Here is a 19,604-nt window from a genome sequence, read left to right as displayed (position 1 = left end):
GGGGACGATCAGTCCTTAAGCAGACAATTTCCGCGGCACCCACAATGCCCGCCGGGGCAAGCGTGACTACCATGGAAAGTCCGGTCCTCGACCGAACAATCTCCCGCCCCTCGCACTCTCTGCCGCCCTCATCGCTCCAGCTCGGGAAGGCTTCCGTATACCCATGGCGAACAACATGTCGTTCATCGGCCGGGACATGGCTGTCGACCTCGGGACCGCCAACACGCTGGTGTACGTGAGAGGTCGCGGCATCGTTCTGAACGAGCCGTCAGTCGTCGCAATCAACACCAACACCGGCGGCATCCTCGCGGTCGGGGCCGAGGCCAAGAAGATGATCGGCCGCACGCCGGGCAACATCGTGGCGATCCGCCCGCTCAAGGACGGCGTCATCGCCGACTTCGAGATCACCGAGCGGATGCTGCGGTACTTCATCCTCAAGATCCACCGCCGCCGCTACCTGGCCCGCCCCCGAGTCGTGGTGTGCGTCCCCTCGGGTATCACCGGGGTCGAGCGCCGTGCCGTGATCGAGGCGTCCTCGCAGGCCGGCGCCCGCACCGTCCACATCATCGAGGAGCCCATGGCCGCGGCCATCGGCGCCGGGCTCCCGGTGCACGAGGCCACCGGCAACATGGTGGTGGACATCGGCGGAGGCACCACCGAGGTCGCCGTCATCTCCCTCGGAGGGATCGTCACCGCCCAGTCGATCCGCGTCGCGGGGGACGAGCTGGACAACGCGATCATCCAGCACATCAAGAAGGAGTACTCCCTCCTCCTCGGTGAGCGCACCGCCGAGCACATCAAGATGACGATCGGCTCGGCGCACGCCTCCGAGATGGAGAAGGACGAGCACACCGAGATCCGCGGCCGCGACCTCGTCAGCGGACTGCCCAAGACCGTGGTCATCTCGGCCGGTGAGGTGCGCAAGGCCATCGAGGAGCCCGTCAACGCGATCGTTGACGCGGTCAAGACGACGCTCGACAAGTGCCCGCCCGAACTGTCGGGCGACATCATGGACCGCGGTATCGTCCTCACCGGCGGCGGCGGCCTCCTGCGCGGCCTCGACGAGCGGCTGCGCCGCGAGACCGGTATGCCGATCCACATCGCCGAGGACCCGCTGGACTCCGTCGCGCTGGGCGCGGGCAAGTGCGTCGAGGAGTTCGAGGCGCTCCAGCAGGTGCTGGACGCGCAACCTCGCAGATGAGTCCGGCGTCTCCCGCGGTGGGATCCCGCCGCGGGAGGCGTGCGGCCCCTCTGCTGATCCGGTACGACATCTCCTGACCGGTCCGTCCACCGCGAGGCGCACCGGACCGGTCCTTCGAGGAAGGCACAGCCGCGCACCGTGAGGGACACCCGAGAGAGCCGGCTGCTGTTGGTGCTGCTGGTCGCGATCGCTTTCGCGCTCATCACCGTGGACATCAGGGGCGGTGAGGAGTCTCCGATCGACGGGGCGCGCACCGCCGCCGCCAAGGTCTTCGGCCCTGCTGAGGACAAGGTCTCCGCCTTCACCCGCCCGGTGGGCGACGCCATCTCGGCCGTGCGCGACTCCGGTGGCCGCGCCGGGCGCGTGGCCGAACTCGAGCGGGAGAACGCCCAGCTCAAGGAGAAGCTCGGCAGCAGCGCCGTCAACCGCAGCCGCGTCGCCGAGCTCGACAAGCTGCTCAAGACCGCGGGCGCCGGCCGCTACACCGTCAAGGCGGCCCAGATCATCGCCATAGGAGCCGCCCAGGGCTTCTCCTGGACCGTCACCATCGACGCCGGGAGCATGGACGGCCTCACGCGCGACATGACCGTACTCAACGGCGACGGCCTCGTCGGCCGGGTCACCACCGTCGGCCCCTCCACCGCCACGGTGCTGCTGGCCAACGACCCCGACTTCACCGTCGGCACGCGCCTCGAGAACTCCATGGAGCTCGGCTTCGCCACCGGCCAGGGCGACCGGCCGCTGCGGGTGCAGCTCCTCAACGGCAAGGCCCAGGTCAAGACCGGCGACCGCATGGTCACCTTCGGCTCGCAGGCGGGCAAGCCGTTCGTCCCCGGTGTGCCCGTCGGCAAGGTCGTCCGCGTCGAGCGCGCGGGCGGCAACCTCACCCGGACCGTGCAGGTCCAGCCGTATGTCTCGTTCACCCGTCTCGACCTCGTGGGCGTCGTGGTCCAGGGCCCGCGCAAGGACCCGCGCGACAGTGTGCTGCCGCCCGTGCCCAGGCCCACGCCGAAGAAGGAACCCAAGGCGAGCCCGGACCCGGACAAGAGCGGCGGGCAGGACACCCGGACCGGCCGGAGCACCCAGCAGAACGAGGCCGGGCAGGCCGTCCAGCCGACCCCCGGCGGCACCGCGCAGGACCGCGGCGGCGGGCAGGATCCCGCCGGGACCGACCCGACGGGCCAGGACCGGCAGCCGGAACCCGACAACGGGCCACCGCCCCCCGGGTCAACGCCTCCCGCCACCCCCACCGGTGGCACCGGCACCGCCATCTCAGGCCTCAGGAGGGGCTGACCCATGCGCCTCAACCGACTGCTGCTCTCCTGCCTCCTCCTCGCCGTGGCACTGGTCCTCCAGGTCAGCATCCTCGCCAGGCTCCACCTGCCCGGCGCCGTCCCCGACCTGACCCTGCTGGTCGTCGTGGGCCTGGCCATCACCTACGGACCCATGGGCGGCAGCCTCGTGGGATTCGGCGCGGGGCTGCTGACCGACCTCGCGCCCCCCGCCGACCACGCGGCGGGCCGCTACGCCCTCGTGCTGTGCCTGATCGGCTACCTCGCCGGTCTCGTCCGGCCCGAGACCGGTCCGCTGCGCTCGGCCACCAAGCCCATGTTCGTCGTGGCGTGCGCCGCCGTGGCCAGCACCGTCCTGTACGCGGGCGTCGGCTCCCTCGTGGGTGACACCGCCGCCCGCAACGTCGGCTTCAGCAGCCTCGTCCTGTCCGCGCTGCTCTACGACCTGCTGCTCGCCCCCTTCACCGTGCCCTGGGTCATGGCCCTGGCCAGGAAGCTCGATCCCGACCCACTGGGCACCCCCGGGGAGGGCAGCGCGTCGGCCGCCGCCGCCCAGGGCTGGCTGTCCGCCGCCAACGGCCGGGGCAGCCGGTTCAGCGCCACGGGCAAGCTCAACGGGACCGGGCGGGTGCGCTCCGGCCTGCTGCGGCCCGGCCGCACCAGGATCGGCGGCCAGCGCTCGGGCTTCGGCCGGTCCCTCAACCGCAATGGATTCGGCAAGCTGGGGAAGCGTCCATGACCAACATCCCGGAGACCGGCCGCACTCCGCGGGTGGCGATCCGGCTGATCGCCCTGCAGATCCTTGTCGTCTCACTGCTGGCCACGCTCGGCGGGCGCCTGTGGTACCTGCAGATCCGCAACGGCCAGGAGTACACCGAGAAGGCCTCCCGCAACCAGGTGCAGGAGGTCATCACCCCGGCCGTGCGCGGCTCCATCCTCGACGCCAACGGCATCCCGCTGGCCGACAACGAGAACCGCCTCGTGGTCAGCGCGGACCGCACCGAGCTGCTGCGGCAGAAGGACGACGGCAAGTCCGTCCTGGCCCGGCTGGCCGACGTGCTCGACATGAAGCCGCAGGAGGTCCAGGACAAGGTCCGCCTCTGCGACTCCAAGACCCCGCAGCCGTGCTGGAACGGTTCCCCGTACCAGCCCATTCCCATAACGGCCGAGGCCACGACCAAGCAGGCGCTGGCCATCGTCGAGCGCCGCGACGACTTCCCCGGGATCACCGCCGAGCCCACCGCCGTGCGCCGCTACGCCGCCCCCAAGGGCGCCGGGGCGGCGCAGGTGCTCGGCTACCTCTCGCCCGTCAGCGACGAGGAGATCGCCGAGCGCGAGAAGTCCGGCAGCCCGCTCCAGCGCTCCGACCAGATCGGCCGATCGGGCCTCGAGCGCACCTACGACGCGCAGTTGCGCGGCACCGCCGGCGTCAACCGGCACCAGGTGGACAACCTCGGACGGGTGATCGGCAGCGCCGGCAACACCCCCGCCAGGCCCGGTTCCTCCCTCGTCACCAGCATCGACGCCCGTGTGCAGGGACTGGCCGAGCGCGAGCTGGACGCCGCGATGAAGGAGGCCCGCAAGCAGATCGACCGCAACACGGGCGTCCCCTACAAGGCCGACTCCGGCGCCGTGGTGGTGATGGAGGCCAGGACCGGCCGCGTGATCGCCATGGCCAGCAACCCCACGTACAACCCCAACGCCTGGGTCGGCGGCATCAAGCCGAAGACCTACAAGTGGCTCACCAGCCAGAAGTCCAACTTCCCGCTGCTGAACCGCGCCATCCAGGGCCAGGCCGCCCCCGGCTCCATCTTCAAGGTCGTCTCCACCGCCGCCGCCATAAACGCCGGTTACCCGGCCGACGGGGGCTACGAGTGCAGCTCCTCGTTCAACATCGGCGGCCAGGTCTTCAAGAACTTCGAGTCCGAGAGCTTCGGCGGCATCTCCCTCGGCCGCGCCCTCGAGGTGTCCTGCGACACCGTCTTCTACCGGCTCGCCTACGAGCAGTGGCAGAAGGACGGCGGCAACAACCCCAAGCACCCCAAGGACTGGTTCTACAGGACCGCCCACCAGTTCGGCCTCGGCGCCAGGACCGGCGTCGACCTTCCCTCCGAGGTCACCGGCCGCATCCCGGACCGGAAGTGGAAGAAGGACTACTACGAGGCCAACAAGGAGGCGTGGTGCGACCAGGCGAAGTCCAAGGACAACGACTACGCCACCAAGGTCGCCCGCGAGAACTGCGCCGAGGGCTTCAAGATGCGCGCCGGTGACAGCGTCAACTACTCCATCGGCCAGGGCGACACCCTGGTGACGCCGATCCAGATGGCCCGGATCTACGCGGCCGTCAGCAACGGCGGCACCATGTACCAGCCCGAGCTCGGCAAGGCCGTCATCAGCCCCGACGGGCACGTCAAGGAGATCAAGCCCAAGGTCGTCGGCAAGCTGCCGATCAGCAAGGAGACCCGCGACTACATGGACGAGGCGTTCGCGGGCGTCGCCACCCGGGGTACCGCCGCCTGGCGCTTCCAGGGCTGGCCGCAGAACGACATCACCATGCACGCCAAGACCGGTACCGCCGAGGTCTACGGCAAGCAGACCACGTCCTGGTTCGCCAGCTACACCAAGGACTACGCGATCGTCATGACGATCTCGCAGGGCGGTACCGGCTCCGGTGCCTCCGCGCCCGCCGTGCGCAAGATCTACAACGCGCTCTACGGCGTGTCCGAGGGCGGGCAGATCGACCCGAAGAAGGCCTGGCTGCCCAAGCCGCAGACCAAGCTGCCGACCGTGAACCACGACGGCACCATCAAGCAGATCCCGGCGCCGGACAAGCTCAACAACGTCGAGCCGCCGGACACCTCCGCGAACGCCTCCGGCCCGCTGAGCCCGTTCGCCCTGTCGCCGCGAAACCCCGAGTACCGGGGCGACACGAGGAAACCGCGGAGGCTGTCGTGAGCAGTCACAGCTACTCGGTCCGCCGCTACACACCGGAACGCGGCACGATGGGGAAGGTCTTCGCCCGGGACTCGCTGCTGTGGCGGCTGGACTGGATACTGCTCGGCTCCGCCCTCGTGCTGTCCGCCGTCGGCACCCTGCTCGTCTACTCCGCCACCCGCGGCCGCACCGAGCTCAACCACGGCGACAGGTACTACTTCCTGCTGCGCAACGTCCTCAACGTGGGCATCGGCTTCGCCCTCGCCGTGGCCGTCGTGGCGGTGGGGCACCGCCGCCTGCGCGGAGCGGTCCCGGTGCTCTACATCACCTCGGTCGTCCTCCTGCTGGCCGTGCTCACCCCGCTCGGCAGCACCATCAACGGCGCTCACGCCTGGATCGTCATCGGCGGCGGATTCTCGCTCCAGCCCTCGGAGTTCGCCAAGATCACGATCATCCTGGGGATGGCCGTGCTGCTGGCCACCAAGGTGGACGCGGGGGACCGCAAGCACCCGGACCACCGCACGGTGATGCAGGCGCTGGCGCTGTCCGCCGTGCCCATGGCCGTCATCATGCTGATGCCCGACATGGGGTCGGTCATGGTGATGGTGGTGATCGTCCTCGGTATCCTGCTGGCCTCGGGCGCCTCCAACCGCTGGGTCGTCGGACTCATCGCCGCGGGAGGTCTCGGCGCCACGCTCATCTGGAAGCTCGGCGTCCTCGACCAGTACCAGATCGACCGCTTCGCCGCGTTCGCCAATCCCGCCCTCGACCCGTCCGGCGTCGGCTACAACACCAACCAGGCCCGGATCGCGATCGGTTCCGGGGGGCTGCTCGGCAAGGGGCTCTTCCACGGCAGCCAGACCTCGGGCCAGTTCGTGCCGGAGCAGCAGACCGACTTCGTCTTCACCGTCGCCGGTGAGGAACTCGGCTTCGTGGGGGCGGGCGCGCTCATCCTCCTGATCGGCGTGGTCCTGTGGAGGGCGTGCCGCATCGCGCGGAACGCGGGCGACCTGTACAGCACGATAGTGGCCGCCGGCATCGTGGCCTGGTTCGCCTTCCAGGCGTTCGAGAACATCGGGATGACGCTCGGCATCATGCCCGTGGCCGGTCTTCCGCTGCCCTTCGTCTCCTACGGCGGCTCGTCGATGTTCGCCGTGTGGATAGCGGTGGGGCTGCTGCAGTCCATCCAGGTCAAGAAACCGGTCTCCGCCTGAGCCGCGGCCCCGGCGGTGGGGCCACCGCCGGGGCCGTCGGCATGAGCCGGTCCTCCTGGGAGCCGATTCCGGGAGCCCGTTTCCGGGAGCCGGTGCGGCGGGCCGCCGCGCGCGGTCGTTTGCGGCAGCGGTCTTTGCAGGCGGGCGGCGCGCGGTTAGGTTCCACGCAAGAACCGCGGGGCTCCAGGAGGCGTGCGTGACCACGGTCGAAGTACGGGAGATCGAGCGCAAGTACGAGGCACCGGGCAGCCCCGGGCTTCCGGACCTGACCGGACTGCGCCGCGTCGCCTGTGTCGAGGACCGCGGCTCGGTCGCCCTCGACGCCGTCTACTACGACACCGCCGACCTGCGGCTGGCCGCCGCCGGAGTCACCCTCAGACGCCGCACCGGCGGCGAGGACGCGGGCTGGCACCTGAAACTGCCCGCCGGGACCGACGCCCGCGACGAGATCCGGGTGCCGCTGCGGGCAGGGGCGGGTGCGGGCGCCTGCGCGGGCGTGGGCTCGGAGGGCACCGGGCGCGTCGACGGGGCAGCGGGCGCTGACGGGTCCGGGGGCGCTGACGTGTCCGAGGGCGGTCCGGGCGCCACCGTGCCGCCGCAACTCGTCCGACTGGTGCGCTCACGGACCCGGGGCGCCCCGCTCGTCCCCGTCGCCCGGCTGCGCTCCCAACGCGACGTACGGCACCTGCTGGACAAGCACGGGCGGCGCCTCGCCGAGGTCTCCTACGACCAGGTGACCGCCGACTCCCTGCCCTCGGGGAAGTCCCGCGCCTGGGCGGAGATCGAGGTCGAACTCGCGGAGGCGGGCACCGCGGCCTTCCTCGACGCCATGGAGGAGCACCTCGCCGCCGCGGGCGCCCGCCGCAGCCGCGCGAAGTCCAAGCTCGGCAGAGCACTCGGCAAACGCGTCCCCAAGCCCTCCACGGCCCCCGTCGAGCGCGCGGCCACCGTCGGCGACGCCGTCATGGCCTACCTGCGCGAGCAGGTGAGCGAACTCGTCGCCCTCGACCCGGCCGTACGCCGCGACCTGCCCGACTCCGTGCACCGCATGCGCGTCGCCGCCCGCCGCCTGCGCAGCGCGCTGAGCACCTTCCGCTTCGTCCTCGACCCCGAGGCCACCCGGCATGTCACCGAAGGACTGCGCCGGCTCGGCACGGAACTCGGTGCGGACCGCGACCGCGAAGTCCTCACCCTGCGGCTGTACGAACTCATCGATCCCCTGCCGCGCCACGAGGTGCTGGGACCGGTGCGCGGACGCCTGCGCACCTGGGCCACCACCCGCCGCTCCAGCACCAGAAGGCGCGCCATCACCGCGTTGAACAGCGCCCGCTACCTCGAACTGCTCTCCGCCCTCGACACCCTCCTCGCCGAACCGCCGCTCCTGCCCGCGGCCGCCGCCCCCGCCGCGGAAGGACTGCGCCGTGGAGTCCTGCGCGACTACCGGCGCCTCGCCAAGCGCGTGGCCGCCGCCAACACCGACGAGGAACGCCACGAGGTGCGCAAGGCAGCCAAACGCGCCCGCTACGCCGCCGAGGCCGCCCGCCCCGTGCTCGGCACGCAGGCGAAGGCGTTCGCCCAGCGCATGAAGGAGGTCCAGGAGGTGCTGGGGGAGTACAACGACTGCGCCGTCACGCGCGCCGCCCTGCGCGAACTGGCCGTCCAGGCCCACCTCAGCGGAGAGAACACCTTCACCTACGGACTGCTGCACGAGCGCGAGACGCGGCGCGCCAAGGCGGCGGCAGCACGGTTCGAGGGGGTCTGGGAGCAGGCGGCGCGGGAGGAGCACCGCGACTTCAAGATCGATTGAGCGGACACCGGGGGCCGTCAACCGCGTTACCCTGAAGGGTCATCCCCTTGCACCGACACGACGAGAGACCATGATCATGCCTGTCGAATCGGTCTTCCCGCGCCTGGAAGCCCTGCTTCCGCACGTCCAGAAGCCGATCCAGTACGTCGGCGGCGAGCTCAATTCCACAGTCAAGGACTGGGACAGCGCGGACGTGCGCTGGGCCCTGATGTACCCGGACGCCTACGAGGTGGGGCTGCCGAACCAGGGCGTCATGATCCTCTACGAGGTGCTCAACGAGCGCGAGGGCGTCCTCGCCGAGCGCACGTACAGCGTCTGGCCGGACCTCGAAGCGCTCATGCGCGAGCACGGCGTACCGCAGTTCACCGTGGACGCCCACCGCCCGGTCAAGGCGTTCGACGTGTTCGGCGTCAGCTTCTCCACCGAACTCGGCTACACCAACCTGCTCACCGCGCTCGACCTGTCCGGCATCCCCCTCGAGGCCCGGGACCGCGGCCTCGACGACCCCATCGTCGTCGCGGGCGGCCACGCCGCGTTCAACCCCGAGCCCATCGCCGACTTCCTCGACTGCGTCGTCGTCGGCGACGGCGAGCAGGCCGTCCTCGAGATCACCGACGTCGTCCGCGCCTGGAAGGCCGAGGGGCGGCCCGGCGGCCGCGAGGAGGCGCTGCTGCGCCTCGCCCGCACCGGTGGCGTCTACGTGCCGAGGTTCTACGACGTCGAGTACCTGCCCGACGGCCGGATCAGCCGGGTCGTCCCCAACACCCCCGGTGTGCCGTGGCGGGTCTCGAAGCACACCGTCATGGACCTCGACGAGTGGCCGTACCCCAAGCAGCCGCTCGTCCCGCTCGCCGAGACCGTGCACGAGCGGATGTCGGTCGAGATCTTCCGCGGCTGCACCCGCGGCTGCCGCTTCTGCCAGGCGGGCATGATCACCCGCCCCGTGCGCGAGCGCTCCATCACCGGCATCGGCGACATGGTGGAGAAGGGCCTCAACGCCACCGGCTTCGAGGAGGTCGGCCTGCTCTCGCTGTCCTCCGCCGACCACTCCGAGATCGGCGACATCGCCAAGGGGCTCGCGGACCGCTACGAGGAGGACAAGATCGGCCTGTCCCTGCCCTCGACGCGCGTGGACGCGTTCAACATCGACCTGGCCAACGAGCTGACCCGCAACGGGCGCCGCTCCGGCCTGACCTTCGCCCCCGAGGGCGGCTCCGAGCGCATCCGCAAGGTCATCAACAAGATGGTCTCGGAAGAGGACCTCATCCGCACCGTGGCCACCGCGTACGGCAACGGCTGGCGGCAGGTGAAGCTGTACTTCATGTGCGGCCTGCCCACCGAGACCGACGAGGACGTGCTGCAGATCGCCGAGATGGCCAAACGCGTCATCCAGAAGGGCCGCGAGGTCTCCGGACGCTCGGACATCCGCTGCACCGTCTCCATCGGCGGCTTCGTGCCCAAGCCGCACACCCCGTTCCAGTGGGCGCCGCAGCTCGGCGCCGAGGAGACCGACGCCCGTCTGGAGAAGCTGCGGGACGCCATCCGCGAGGACAAGAAGTACGGCCGCTCCATCGGCTTCCGCTACCACGACGGCAAGCCAGGCATCGTCGAGGGCCTGCTCTCGCGCGGAGACCGCCGCCTGGGCCAGGTCGTCCGCGCGGTCTACGAGGACGGCGGCCGCTTCGACGGCTGGCGCGAGCACTTCTCCTTCGAGCGCTGGATGCGCTGCGCGGACAAGGCCCTGGCCGACGAGATCGTGGACGTGGACTGGTACACCACTCGCGAGCGCACCTACGAGGAGGTCCTGCCCTGGGACCACCTCGACTCGGGCCTCGACAAGGACTGGCTGTGGGAGGACTGGCAGGACTCCCTCGAAGAGGTCGAGGTCGAGGACTGCCGCTGGACCCCGTGCTTCGACTGCGGCGTCTGCCCCGCCATGCAGACCGAGATCCAGGTCGGCCCGACAGGCAAGAAGCTGCTGCCGCTCACCGTGGTCAACGGGTGAGGACGGCTTGAGCCGGGAACCGCGCCGTCCCTCGCCGCCGGGCCGTCCTTCGGGGCGGCCCGGTTCCCGGCTCGGGCGGGTCTCGGGGGGTGACGCACCGGAGCGCGGGGGGCTTCGGGCCGCGTACCCTGGGTGGGTCAGGACCTACAGACTCTCGAAGGACTGAACCACACTGGGACGCCGACAGCCCGAAGGGCCGCCGCCCGCACCCGCGGTGCAGCGCATCCGACTGCGCTACACCAAGCGGGGCCGCCTTCGGTTCACCAGCCACCGTGACTTCCAGCGAGCCTTCGAGCGCGCGCTGCGCAGGGCCGAGGTCCCGATGGCGTACTCCGCGGGTTTCACCCCGCACCCCAAGGTCTCCTACGCCAATGCCGCACCCACCGGCGTGGGCAGCGAGGCCGAGTACCTGGAGATCGCGCTCACCGCTCACCGCGACCCGCTGACGCTCCGGGCCCTGCTCGACGAGTCCCTTCCCCCGGGGCTCGACGTCCTCGAGGCGGTCGAGGTCCACACCTCCGGCTTCGCCGACCAGCTCCAGGCTTCCGTGTGGCAGGTGCGCCTCGACGGCGTGCCCCGCGAGGAGGCCGACGTCGCGGTGGAGAAGTTCCTCGCGCAGGAGCACGTCGAGGTCCGGCGCATGACCAAGAACGGAGAGCGGGCCTTCGACGCGCGCGGCGCCGTCGTGGCCCTGGAAACGGTGGACGGGCAGGTCGCGGACGCTGTGACGGGCGGTGCCGAAGGCACCCCCGATAGGTCCGGGGCCGGTGCCTGTGCGATACTGCGGCTGGTTGTTCGGCATCTGACACCTGCCGTGCGACCTGACGACGTTCTGTCCGGCCTCCGTGCGGCGGCCGACCTGGCGCCGCCGGTCCCCGCAGCGGTGACCAGGCTGGCGCAGGGGCCGCTGGACGAGGTGACCGGCACGGTGACCGACCCGTTCGGACCCGACCGCGACGCCGCCACGGCCGTCCCATCCACGACCGCCGGGCTCTCCGCCGCGGCAGGGGTGCCTCCCGCTCGCGGGGGAACGCAGGCAGGCACCGCGTAAGGACAGTCGTCGACGCGCCGCCGAAGTGCTGGGAGCCACCCGGGACCGGCGACGCACCGACACACAAGACTTTCGTCGGTACCGCAGAGCCGGCGCCGACGAGCGAGACGACAGCTCCCGTGCGGCGCCCGCGCCCCCGGAACGCGGCACCGCCCAGAGCGGGCCACGGCCGGACCATGGCGCGGCGCCCGGGAGCGTGACGGGAGAACCGCCCGCATGCTCGAGAACACCGAGCCGAACGAGACTTCGTCGTTCGGCGAGCCCTCCGGCGACAGCGCCGGAACCGAACCCAACGAAACCGCCGCTCCCCGGCGCCGTCGGCGTGCGGCATCGCGCCCGGCCGGACCTCCGGCCGCTCCCACGGCGGCCGGAGCCGGTCAGCCGATACCGCCTGCGGCGGACGACGCCCGCGCCGACGACGGGGCCGCGGCACAGGAGAAGCCGCAGCGCACCCGCCGTACCCGCAAGCGCGCCGAGGCGGAGCCCGAGGCTGCCCCTGCGGCGTCCGAGACTGCGGGCTCCGAGACCACGGGCTCCGAGGCGGCCGTCGCGGCCGAGAAGCCCAAGCGCACCCGCCGCCGGGCCCAGGCTCCGGCCGGCGCCCCCGCGCCCACCACCGCGGAGACTCTGGCCCAGGCCGAGTCCGCCCAGCCGCTGCTGGACTCCGCCACCGCCGAGGCCGCGCAGGCGCAGGAAGCGCCCGCCGAGCCCGCCACGGCTGCCCAGCCCGAGACTGCCGAGCCCGCCCCCAGGCGGACCCGCCGCCGTGCCCAGGCACCCGCGGGTGTCCCCGCTCCCGCCGAGGCAGGGGGGTCCCGGGCAGGGGTGTCCGAGGCCGCCGTGTCCGAGGACGCTCCGGCCAAGGCGCTCCAGGAAGCCGCCGCCGAGGAGGCCCCGGCCCCTGCCGAGCGGCCCAAGCGCACCCGTCGCCGGGCTCAGGCTCCGGCCGGTGAGCCCGCCGCCGCGGAGTCCGCCGAGTCCACCGAGTCCGCCGGGGCCGAGCAGGCGCCTGCCGCCGAAGCCCCCGCCGAGCAGGCTCCGGCCGAGCGGCCGCGCCGTACCCGTCGCCGTGCCCAGGCCGCCGCCGGTGCGCCGGTGGCCGCCGAGCCGGTCGAGCCCGTGGTCGCGCAGAGCGCCGACGAGGCCGAGGAGGAGGAAGAAGAGACCGAGGAGGCAGCAGGGACTTCCGCTGGGGTCACTTCCACCGGGGTCACTCCTTCCGAGGGCGCTTCCACAGAGGGCGCACAGACCGAAGGGCAGCCCGAGACTGCCGCCGAGCCCGAGCCGAAGCCGGAGCGCACCCGCCGCCGTGCTGTGCGCCCGCCGACCGCCGTCTTCCAGGCGCCCGTCTTCGAGGCCCCGGTCTTCACCGCGCCCACCCCGGTCCAGGAGGCCGAGGAAGAGGAAGAGGAGGAGCGGGAGGAGACCGCCCAGCAGCCCGAGGCCCCCTCGCGTCGCCGTCGCCGCCGCCGCGGCGAGCCCGCCGAGGCGCCCGCCGCCTCCACGGACACCGAGCCGGAGGCGGAGTCCCCCGAGTCCGCCGAACCCGCCGAGTCCCCCGAGGCAGCGGACGGCGAGGACCACGACGAGCACGACGAGCGCCCCTCGCGCCGCCGTCGCCGTGGTGGCCGTCGCCGCCGGCGCGGTGACGCCGGGGACGGTGCCGACGACTCGCACGAGCAGCACGACGAGCAGGGTTTCTCGGACACCGGGTCCGAGCGCGCCTCCTCCGAGGAGGAGGAGGACGAGGACCACGCCGAGTCCGGCGAGGGTGTCGCCTCCTCCTCCAGCAGCCGTCGCCGCCGTCGCCGCCGTCGCCGCAGCGGTGAGGGCGCCGGCGAGACCGAGGCCGGAGCCGACGACCCCGAGCGCACGGTCGTGAAGGTCCGCGAGCCGCGCCGCAAGTCGGAGACCGACCCGGACGAGGTGCAGTCCATCAAGGGCTCCACCCGTCTGGAGGCGAAGAAGCAGCGCCGCCGCGAGGGGCGCGAGCAGGGCCGCCGCCGGGTGCCGATCATCACCGAGGCGGAGTTCCTCGCGCGCCGCGAGGCCGTCGAGCGCGTCATGGTCGTGCGCCAGCAGGGCGACCGCACGCAGATCGGCGTCCTCGAGGACAACGTGCTGGTCGAGCACTTCGTCAACAAGGAACAGTCCACCTCGTACGTCGGCAATGTGTACCTGGGCAAGGTGCAGAATGTGCTGCCGTCGATGGAGGCCGCCTTCGTCGACATCGGCAAGGGCCGCAACGCGGTGCTGTACGCGGGCGAGGTCAACTTCGACGCGCTCGGCCTGCACGGCGGGCCCCGCCGTATCGAGACCGCGCTCAAGTCCGGCCAGCCCGTGCTCGTCCAGGTCACCAAGGACCCGATCGGCCACAAGGGCGCCCGGCTGACCAGCCAGGTCTCCCTCCCGGGCCGCTACCTGGTCTATGTGCCCGAGGGCTCGATGACCGGCATCAGCCGCAAGCTCCCGGACACCGAACGGGCCCGGCTGAAGCAGATCCTGAAGAAGATCGTCCCCGAGGACGCGGGCGTCATCGTCCGCACCGCCGCCGAGGGCGCGAGCGAGGAGGAGCTCTACCGCGACGTCGCCCGTCTGCAGGCGCAGTGGGAGGAGATCCAGAAGAAGGCCTCGTCCGGGAACGCCCCGAGCCTGCTCTACGGCGAGCCGGACATGACCGTGCGCGTGGTCCGCGACATCTTCAACGAGGACTTCACCAAGGTCATCGTCTCGGGTGACGACGCCTGGGAGACGATCCACGACTACGTCACGCATGTCGCCCCCGACCTGGCCGACCGCCTCCAGCGGTGGACCAGCGAGGTCGACGTGTTCGCCACGTACCGGATCGACGAGCAGCTGCTGAAGGCCCTGGACCGCAAGGTCTGGCTGCCCTCCGGTGGCTCGCTGGTCATTGACCGGACCGAGGCGATGGTCGTGGTCGACGTCAACACCGGTAAGTTCACCGGTCAGGGCGGCAACCTCGAGGAGACCGTCACCAGGAACAACCTGGAGGCGGCCGAGGAGATCGTCCGCCAGCTGCGGCTGCGAGACCTCGGCGGCATCATCGTGATCGACTTCATCGACATGGTGCTGGAGTCCAACCGGGATCTGGTGCTGCGCAGGCTGCTGGAGTGCCTGGGCCGGGACCGGACCAAGCACCAGGTGGCGGAGGTCACCTCGCTGGGCCTGGTGCAGATGACCCGCAAGCGGGTCGGCCAGGGGCTGCTGGAGTCCTTCTCCGAGACCTGTGTCCACTGCAACGGTCGCGGTGTGATCGTGCACATGGACCAGGCCACCACGTCCGGCGGAGGCGGTGGCGGCAAGCGTCGCCGCAAGGGCAAGGGCGCCCCGGGCCGTGAGCACGTCCACGAGCTGCCCGAGCCGGCCGAGGTCGAGGACACCGAAGCGGTGGATGTCGACTTCGAGCGGGTCGAGCAGGAGCCGGAGACGGTCGCCGCCTCGGCCGTGGTGGACGAGCCGCGGGCCGAGCGGGCGGCGGCCGAGCCGGTCGTGGAGGCGGAGCCCGTGGCGGCGGAGCCCGCCGAGCCGGAGGCCAGGCCGGCCCGGACCCGTCGCCGTGCCTCCCGCAAGGCGATGGCTCCGGCGGGTCCCCCGCCGTCGGCGCAGGACGCGGCCGTGGTGGTCGTGAAGGCTCCGGCCTCCGAGGATTCGCGGGAAGCCCCGGAAGCCCCGGAAGCCCCGGAAGCCCCGGAAGCCCCGGAAGCCCCGGAAGCGCCCGCTGAGGCCGCGGCCTCCCGCGTCTCCGTGGACACCGGGGCCGCGGCCGCCGTGGACACCGAGCCGAGCGCCGAGGCCCCCACGGATGCCCCTACCGAGGCCCCCACCGAGGCCGCGGCCGATGAGGCCGCCGCTCCCGCGGTGACCTCGGAGCAGGAGGCCCCGGAGCCCGCCGGGGACCTGGCGGAGCCCGAGCCGGAGCAGCCCAGGAAGCGCGCCACCCGCAAGACCGCCGCCAAGAAGGCTCCGGCCAAGGCGGCGGCGAAGAAGACCACCGCCAAGAAGACGGCGGCCAAGGCGGCGGCGAAGAAGCCGGCCACCAAGAAGGCCGCCGCCAAGAAGACCGCCGCGGCCCCGCAGACACCCCCGCCCGGGGTGTCGGCCACCGCGGTTCCGAGCGAGGCGGACGTCCAGTCCGCGTAGTGGCGAGTGGTATGGAGTGCCCGGCCAGGGGCCGGTTTGACCCCGGGACGGGCACTCCGTAATCTTGACCCTCGGCGTGTTTCGCGCCAGCTCCTGAGCAAACCCCTCCCGCTACGCCGGGAGAGGCCGCCCGACGTCCGATCGGGCCGGCTGGCGTCAGGGGCCCCGACCGAGCAGAGAGTGAGTTCGCGGTGTACGCGATCGTGCGTAGCGGCGGCAGGCAGCACAAGGTTGCCGTCGGCGATGTCCTTGAGGTTGACAAGATCCAGGCGAAGCCCGGTGACACCGTGGAGCTCTCCACGCTGCTCGTCGTCGACGGTGACTCGATCACGAGTGACCCGTGGGTCCTGGCCGGTGTGAAGGTTCACGCCGAGGTCGTCGACCAGACCAAGGGCGCCAAGATCGACATCCTGAAGTACAAGAACAAGACCGGTTACCGCAAGCGCCTTGGCCACCGCCAGCAGTACACGGCGATCAAGGTCACCGGCATCGACTCCGCTGCCAAGTAAGGGGCGTTAAGAGATGGCACACAAGAAGGGCGCCTCTTCCACGCGGAACGGGCGCGACTCCAACGCTCAGCGGCTCGGCGTCAAGCGTTTCGGCGGCCAGGTCGTCAACGCCGGCGAGATCATCGTCCGCCAGCGCGGCACCCACTTCCACCCCGGTGTGAACGTCGGCCGTGGCGGCGACGACACGCTGTTCGCCCTCGCCGCCGGTGCGGTCGAGTTCGGCACGCGTCGCGGCCGCAAGGTCGTGAACATCGTTCCGGCAGCCGCTGAGTAATCAGCCCCGGACGACACACAGCAACACCGAGGGCGGACCGCCTTCCTCGCCGTGCGCGGGGAAGCCGGTCCGCCCTCGGCGCGTTGTACGAGATCCAACGTCATCTACTAGGAGGCCAGGACATGACGACCTTCGTGGACCGCGTCGAACTGCACGTCGCCGCGGGTAACGGAGGCCACGGCTGCGCCTCCGTACACCGGGAGAAGTTCAAGCCGCTCGGCGGCCCCGACGGGGGCAACGGCGGCCGGGGCGGCGATGTGAGCCTCGTCGTCGACGCCAATGTGACGACGCTGCTCGACTACCACCACTCCCCGCACCGCAAGGCCACCAATGGCAAGCCGGGCATGGGCGGCAACCGCTTCGGCGCCGACGGCGAGGACCTGGTGCTGCCCGTTCCCGACGGCACCGTCGTCAAGGACGCCCGCACCGGAGAGACCATCGCGGACCTGATCGGCCACGGGACGACTTTCGTGATGGCCCAGGGTGGGCGCGGGGGACTGGGCAACGCCGCTTTGGCGTCGGCCCGCCGCAAGGCCCCCGGCTTCGCGCTCCTCGGCGAGCCCGGTGACCGCGGCGCCTACGTCCTGGAGCTGAAGACCGTCGCCGACGTGGCGCTGGTGGGCTACCCGAGCGCCGGCAAGTCCTCGCTGATCTCCGTGCTCAGCAAGGCCAAGCCGAAGATCGCGGACTACCCGTTCACCACCCTCGTGCCCAACCTCGGCGTGGTCACCGCGGGCTCGACCGTCTACACCGTCGCCGATGTCCCCGGGCTCATCCCCGGGGCCAGCCAGGGCAAGGGCCTCGGCCTGGAGTTCCTGCGGCATGTCGAGCGGTGCTCGGTGCTCGTGCACGTCCTGGACTGCGCGGCGCTGGAGTCGGACCGCGACCCGGTCTCGGACCTCGACATGATCGAGGCGGAGCTGGCCGCGTACGGCGGTCTGGACGACCGGCCCCGCCTGGTGGCCCTCAACAAGGTGGACGTCCCGGACGGGCAGGACCTGGCCGACATCGTGCGCGCCGACCTGGAGGCCCGGGGGCTGAGGGTCTTCGAGGTCTCCGCGGCCTCCCACAAGGGCCTCAAGGAGCTCTCCTTCGCCCTGGCGGGCATCGTGGCCGAGGCCAGGGCCGCGAAGCCCGTGGAGGAGGCCACGCGCGTCGTCATCCGCCCCAAGGCGGTCGACGACGCCGGGTTCACGGTCGTGGCCGAGCCCGAGGGCTTCTTCCGGGTGCGTGGCGAGAAGCCGGAGCGCTGGGTCAAGCAGACCGACTTCAGCAACGACGAGGCCGTGGGCTACCTGGCCGACCGCCTCGCCCGCCTCGGTGTCGAGGAGGAGCTGCTGAAGGCCGGGGCCAAGCAGGGGGCGGAGGTCGTGATCGGCGGCACCGAGGACGCCGTGGTCTTCGACTGGGAGCCCACGATGGCCACCGGCGCCGAGATGCTGGGCCGCCGCGGTGAGGACCACCGCTTCCAGGGCCAGCGCCCGGCCGCTGACCGCCGCCGTGAGCGCGAGGCGGCCAGGGACGACGTGGATTCGGAGTACCACGAGTTCGACCCCTTCGCATAGGCGGCGATCGACGACAACGGCGACGGCCGTGCCTCGCCGGCCGTCGGCGGCCCGAACGAGCACGCGGGCGACGGCCTGGTGTGGATCCTTCCCAACGTCAAGGGCGCGACAACGGCCACGGGCTCCTACGCGTTCGGTGCGAGCGGGCTGGGGTCGCCGGTCACCGGGGCCCGATCCGGCGGGACCTTCGGCCGCTGGGACCGGGCAGCGGCCCCCCGCGCCCGGCGCCGGGGGAGCCGCCGCGTGCCCGCACGGTCACCACCGGCGAGTTTGGCGTGGAACCGCCATTGGTGGGTACGGTGCTGCGAATGAAGAAGGCACGGCGGATACCCCAAGACGTCAGACGGCCCAGTTCCGCTTTCGTGCGTCCTCGGTGGGTGGCCCGGTGATCCCCCTTCAGACCTGGCCCGCCGGCGCCGAGAAGGCCGCGCACGCGAAGGACTCCCAGGAGGGGCAGGCCAAGCCCGCACCCCAGCGGGAGCATTTCTTCGACAACGCGAAGTTCTTCGCGATTGTCCTGGTCGTGATCGCGCACTCGTGGGAGCCGCTGATCGACAGCAGCCGCACCACCCGCGCGCTGTACATGGTCGTGTACGCGTTCCACATGCCGGCGTTCATCATCATCTCCGGCTACTTCTCGCGCACCTTTGACTCCCGCGCGGACCGCCTCCAGCGGCTGTTGACCGGTGTGGTGGTGCCGTACCTGGTCTTCGAGACGGCGTACAGCCTCTTCAAACGCGTCGCGGGCGGGGACCCGACCCATCCGGTCAGCCTGATCGACCCGTGGTACCTGACGTGGTTCCTCATCGCGCTGTTCATCTGGAGGCTCACCGCGCCGATCTGGCGGATCGTCCGCTGGCCGGTGCCGGTCGCGCTCGCCGTGGCCGCGCTCGCCGGGACCTCGAAGATCGGTGACGACCTCGACCTCCAGCGCGTCCTGCAGTTCATGCCGTTCTTCGTGCTGGGTCTGTGCCTCCAGCCGAAGCACTTCGCGATGGTGCGCTCGTGGAATGTGCGCCTGCTCGCCGTGCCGTTCTTCGCCGTGGTCACCGCGTTCGCCTACTGGGCGGCGCCGAGGATGGCGATGGACTGGTTCTACCACCGCGAGAGCGCGGAGGAACTGGGTGTCTCCACCCCGGTGCCCCTGGTGATGACGCTGGCGATGTTCGCCTGCTCGCTGGTGCTCGTGGCCGGGTTCTTCTCCTGGGTGCCCGGGCGGCGCCTGTGGGTGACCGGGATGGGGGCGACGACGCTGTACGTGTACCTCCTCCACGGCTTCCTGGTGAAGGGCGCCGAGTACGGGCACTGGTACGACAACAGCTTCGTGCACACCCCGAAGGGCGAGGTCGTCGTCACCCTGGTCGCCGCCGCCGTGGCGGTCGTGCTCGGCACCGCGCCGTTCAGGGTTCTTTTCCGGCCCGTCGTGGAGCCCGGGATGGACTGGGCGTTCAGGGTCAGGAAGCGGCAGAAGCGCTGAACGCGCCGTGGAGAGCGCCCTCGAGGGACGACCTCGGGGGCGCTCGGCGTGTGACCGTCCGAATGTTGTCATGCGCCTGAAGTGTCTTGTTCACGTACTGGACCCTCGTCATCT

The 19,604-nt window shown here is 71.4% G+C and carries 13 protein-coding genes; all 13 read left to right on the top strand.

Translation table 11 applies throughout. The annotated features are described in order from the left end of the window. Nucleotides 1–175: 175 nt before the first annotated feature. Nucleotides 176–1,201 carry a rod shape-determining protein gene (locus tag IEY86_RS01955; protein ID WP_189129751.1) on the top strand — a complete coding sequence of 342 codons (1,026 nt, stop codon included), beginning with the start codon at nt 176–178 and terminating at the stop codon, nt 1,199–1,201. 138 nt (nt 1,202–1,339) lie between these two features. Beyond that, the gene (gene mreC / locus IEY86_RS01950; protein WP_189129656.1) at nt 1,340–2,494 is read left to right on the top strand and encodes a rod shape-determining protein MreC; all 1,155 of its coding nucleotides are present in this window, start codon (nt 1,340–1,342) and stop codon (nt 2,492–2,494) included. A 3-nt stretch (nt 2,495–2,497) separates the two neighbouring features. After that, nucleotides 2,498–3,232: a rod shape-determining protein MreD gene (gene mreD, locus IEY86_RS01945; protein WP_189129655.1), complete on the top strand. Its 735-nt coding sequence runs from the start codon at nt 2,498–2,500 to the stop codon at nt 3,230–3,232. Continuing rightward, complete coding sequence (gene mrdA, locus IEY86_RS01940) at nt 3,229–5,448, top strand: penicillin-binding protein 2 (protein WP_189129654.1); 2,220 nt, start codon at nt 3,229–3,231, stop codon at nt 5,446–5,448. The genes mreD and mrdA overlap by 4 nt, the downstream gene beginning before the upstream one ends. A 47-nt stretch (nt 5,449–5,495) precedes the next feature. Continuing rightward, on the top strand, nt 5,496–6,641 hold the full coding sequence (rodA, locus tag IEY86_RS01935; RefSeq protein ID WP_189129750.1) for a rod shape-determining protein RodA: 1,146 nt from the start codon (nt 5,496–5,498) through the stop codon (nt 6,639–6,641). A 196-nt stretch (nt 6,642–6,837) separates the two neighbouring features. Beyond that, nucleotides 6,838–8,448, top strand: a complete 1,611-nt coding sequence (locus tag IEY86_RS01930) for a CYTH and CHAD domain-containing protein (protein ID WP_189129653.1) — start codon at nt 6,838–6,840, stop codon at nt 8,446–8,448. 76 nt (nt 8,449–8,524) lie between these two features. Beyond that, nucleotides 8,525–10,453, top strand: a complete 1,929-nt coding sequence (locus tag IEY86_RS01925; RefSeq protein WP_189129652.1) for a TIGR03960 family B12-binding radical SAM protein — start codon at nt 8,525–8,527, stop codon at nt 10,451–10,453. Between the two features lie 214 nt (nt 10,454–10,667). Then, nucleotides 10,668–11,504 carry a TIGR03936 family radical SAM-associated protein gene (locus tag IEY86_RS01920; protein ID WP_189129651.1) on the top strand — a complete coding sequence of 279 codons (837 nt, stop codon included), beginning with the start codon at nt 10,668–10,670 and terminating at the stop codon, nt 11,502–11,504. 216 nt (nt 11,505–11,720) lie between these two features. Next, nucleotides 11,721–15,665 (top strand): Rne/Rng family ribonuclease, encoded by a 3,945-nt coding sequence (locus IEY86_RS01915; RefSeq protein WP_189129650.1) that lies wholly within the window; start codon nt 11,721–11,723, stop codon nt 15,663–15,665. A 191-nt stretch (nt 15,666–15,856) separates the two neighbouring features. Further along, entirely contained in the window at nt 15,857–16,174 is a 318-nt protein-coding gene (rplU, locus tag IEY86_RS01910) for a 50S ribosomal protein L21 (protein ID WP_189129649.1), read from the top strand. A gap of 13 nt (nt 16,175–16,187) precedes the next feature. Beyond that, the gene (gene rpmA / locus IEY86_RS01905; RefSeq protein WP_189129648.1) at nt 16,188–16,448 is read left to right on the top strand and encodes a 50S ribosomal protein L27; all 261 of its coding nucleotides are present in this window, start codon (nt 16,188–16,190) and stop codon (nt 16,446–16,448) included. A 122-nt stretch (nt 16,449–16,570) separates the two neighbouring features. Continuing rightward, on the top strand, nt 16,571–18,013 hold the full coding sequence (gene obgE / locus IEY86_RS01900) for a GTPase ObgE (RefSeq protein ID WP_189129647.1): 1,443 nt from the start codon (nt 16,571–16,573) through the stop codon (nt 18,011–18,013). 385 nt (nt 18,014–18,398) lie between these two features. Then, nucleotides 18,399–19,490 carry an acyltransferase family protein gene (locus tag IEY86_RS01895; protein WP_189129646.1) on the top strand — a complete coding sequence of 364 codons (1,092 nt, stop codon included), beginning with the start codon at nt 18,399–18,401 and terminating at the stop codon, nt 19,488–19,490. Nucleotides 19,491–19,604: the final 114 nt, after the last annotated feature.

The sequence above is a fragment of the Wenjunlia tyrosinilytica genome (assembly GCF_014646055.1).
GTDB lineage: Bacteria > Actinomycetota > Actinomycetes > Streptomycetales > Streptomycetaceae > Wenjunlia > Wenjunlia tyrosinilytica.
Note: the sequence above shows the minus strand (reverse complement) of the source record. Positions and strands in the feature narration are given on the sequence as shown.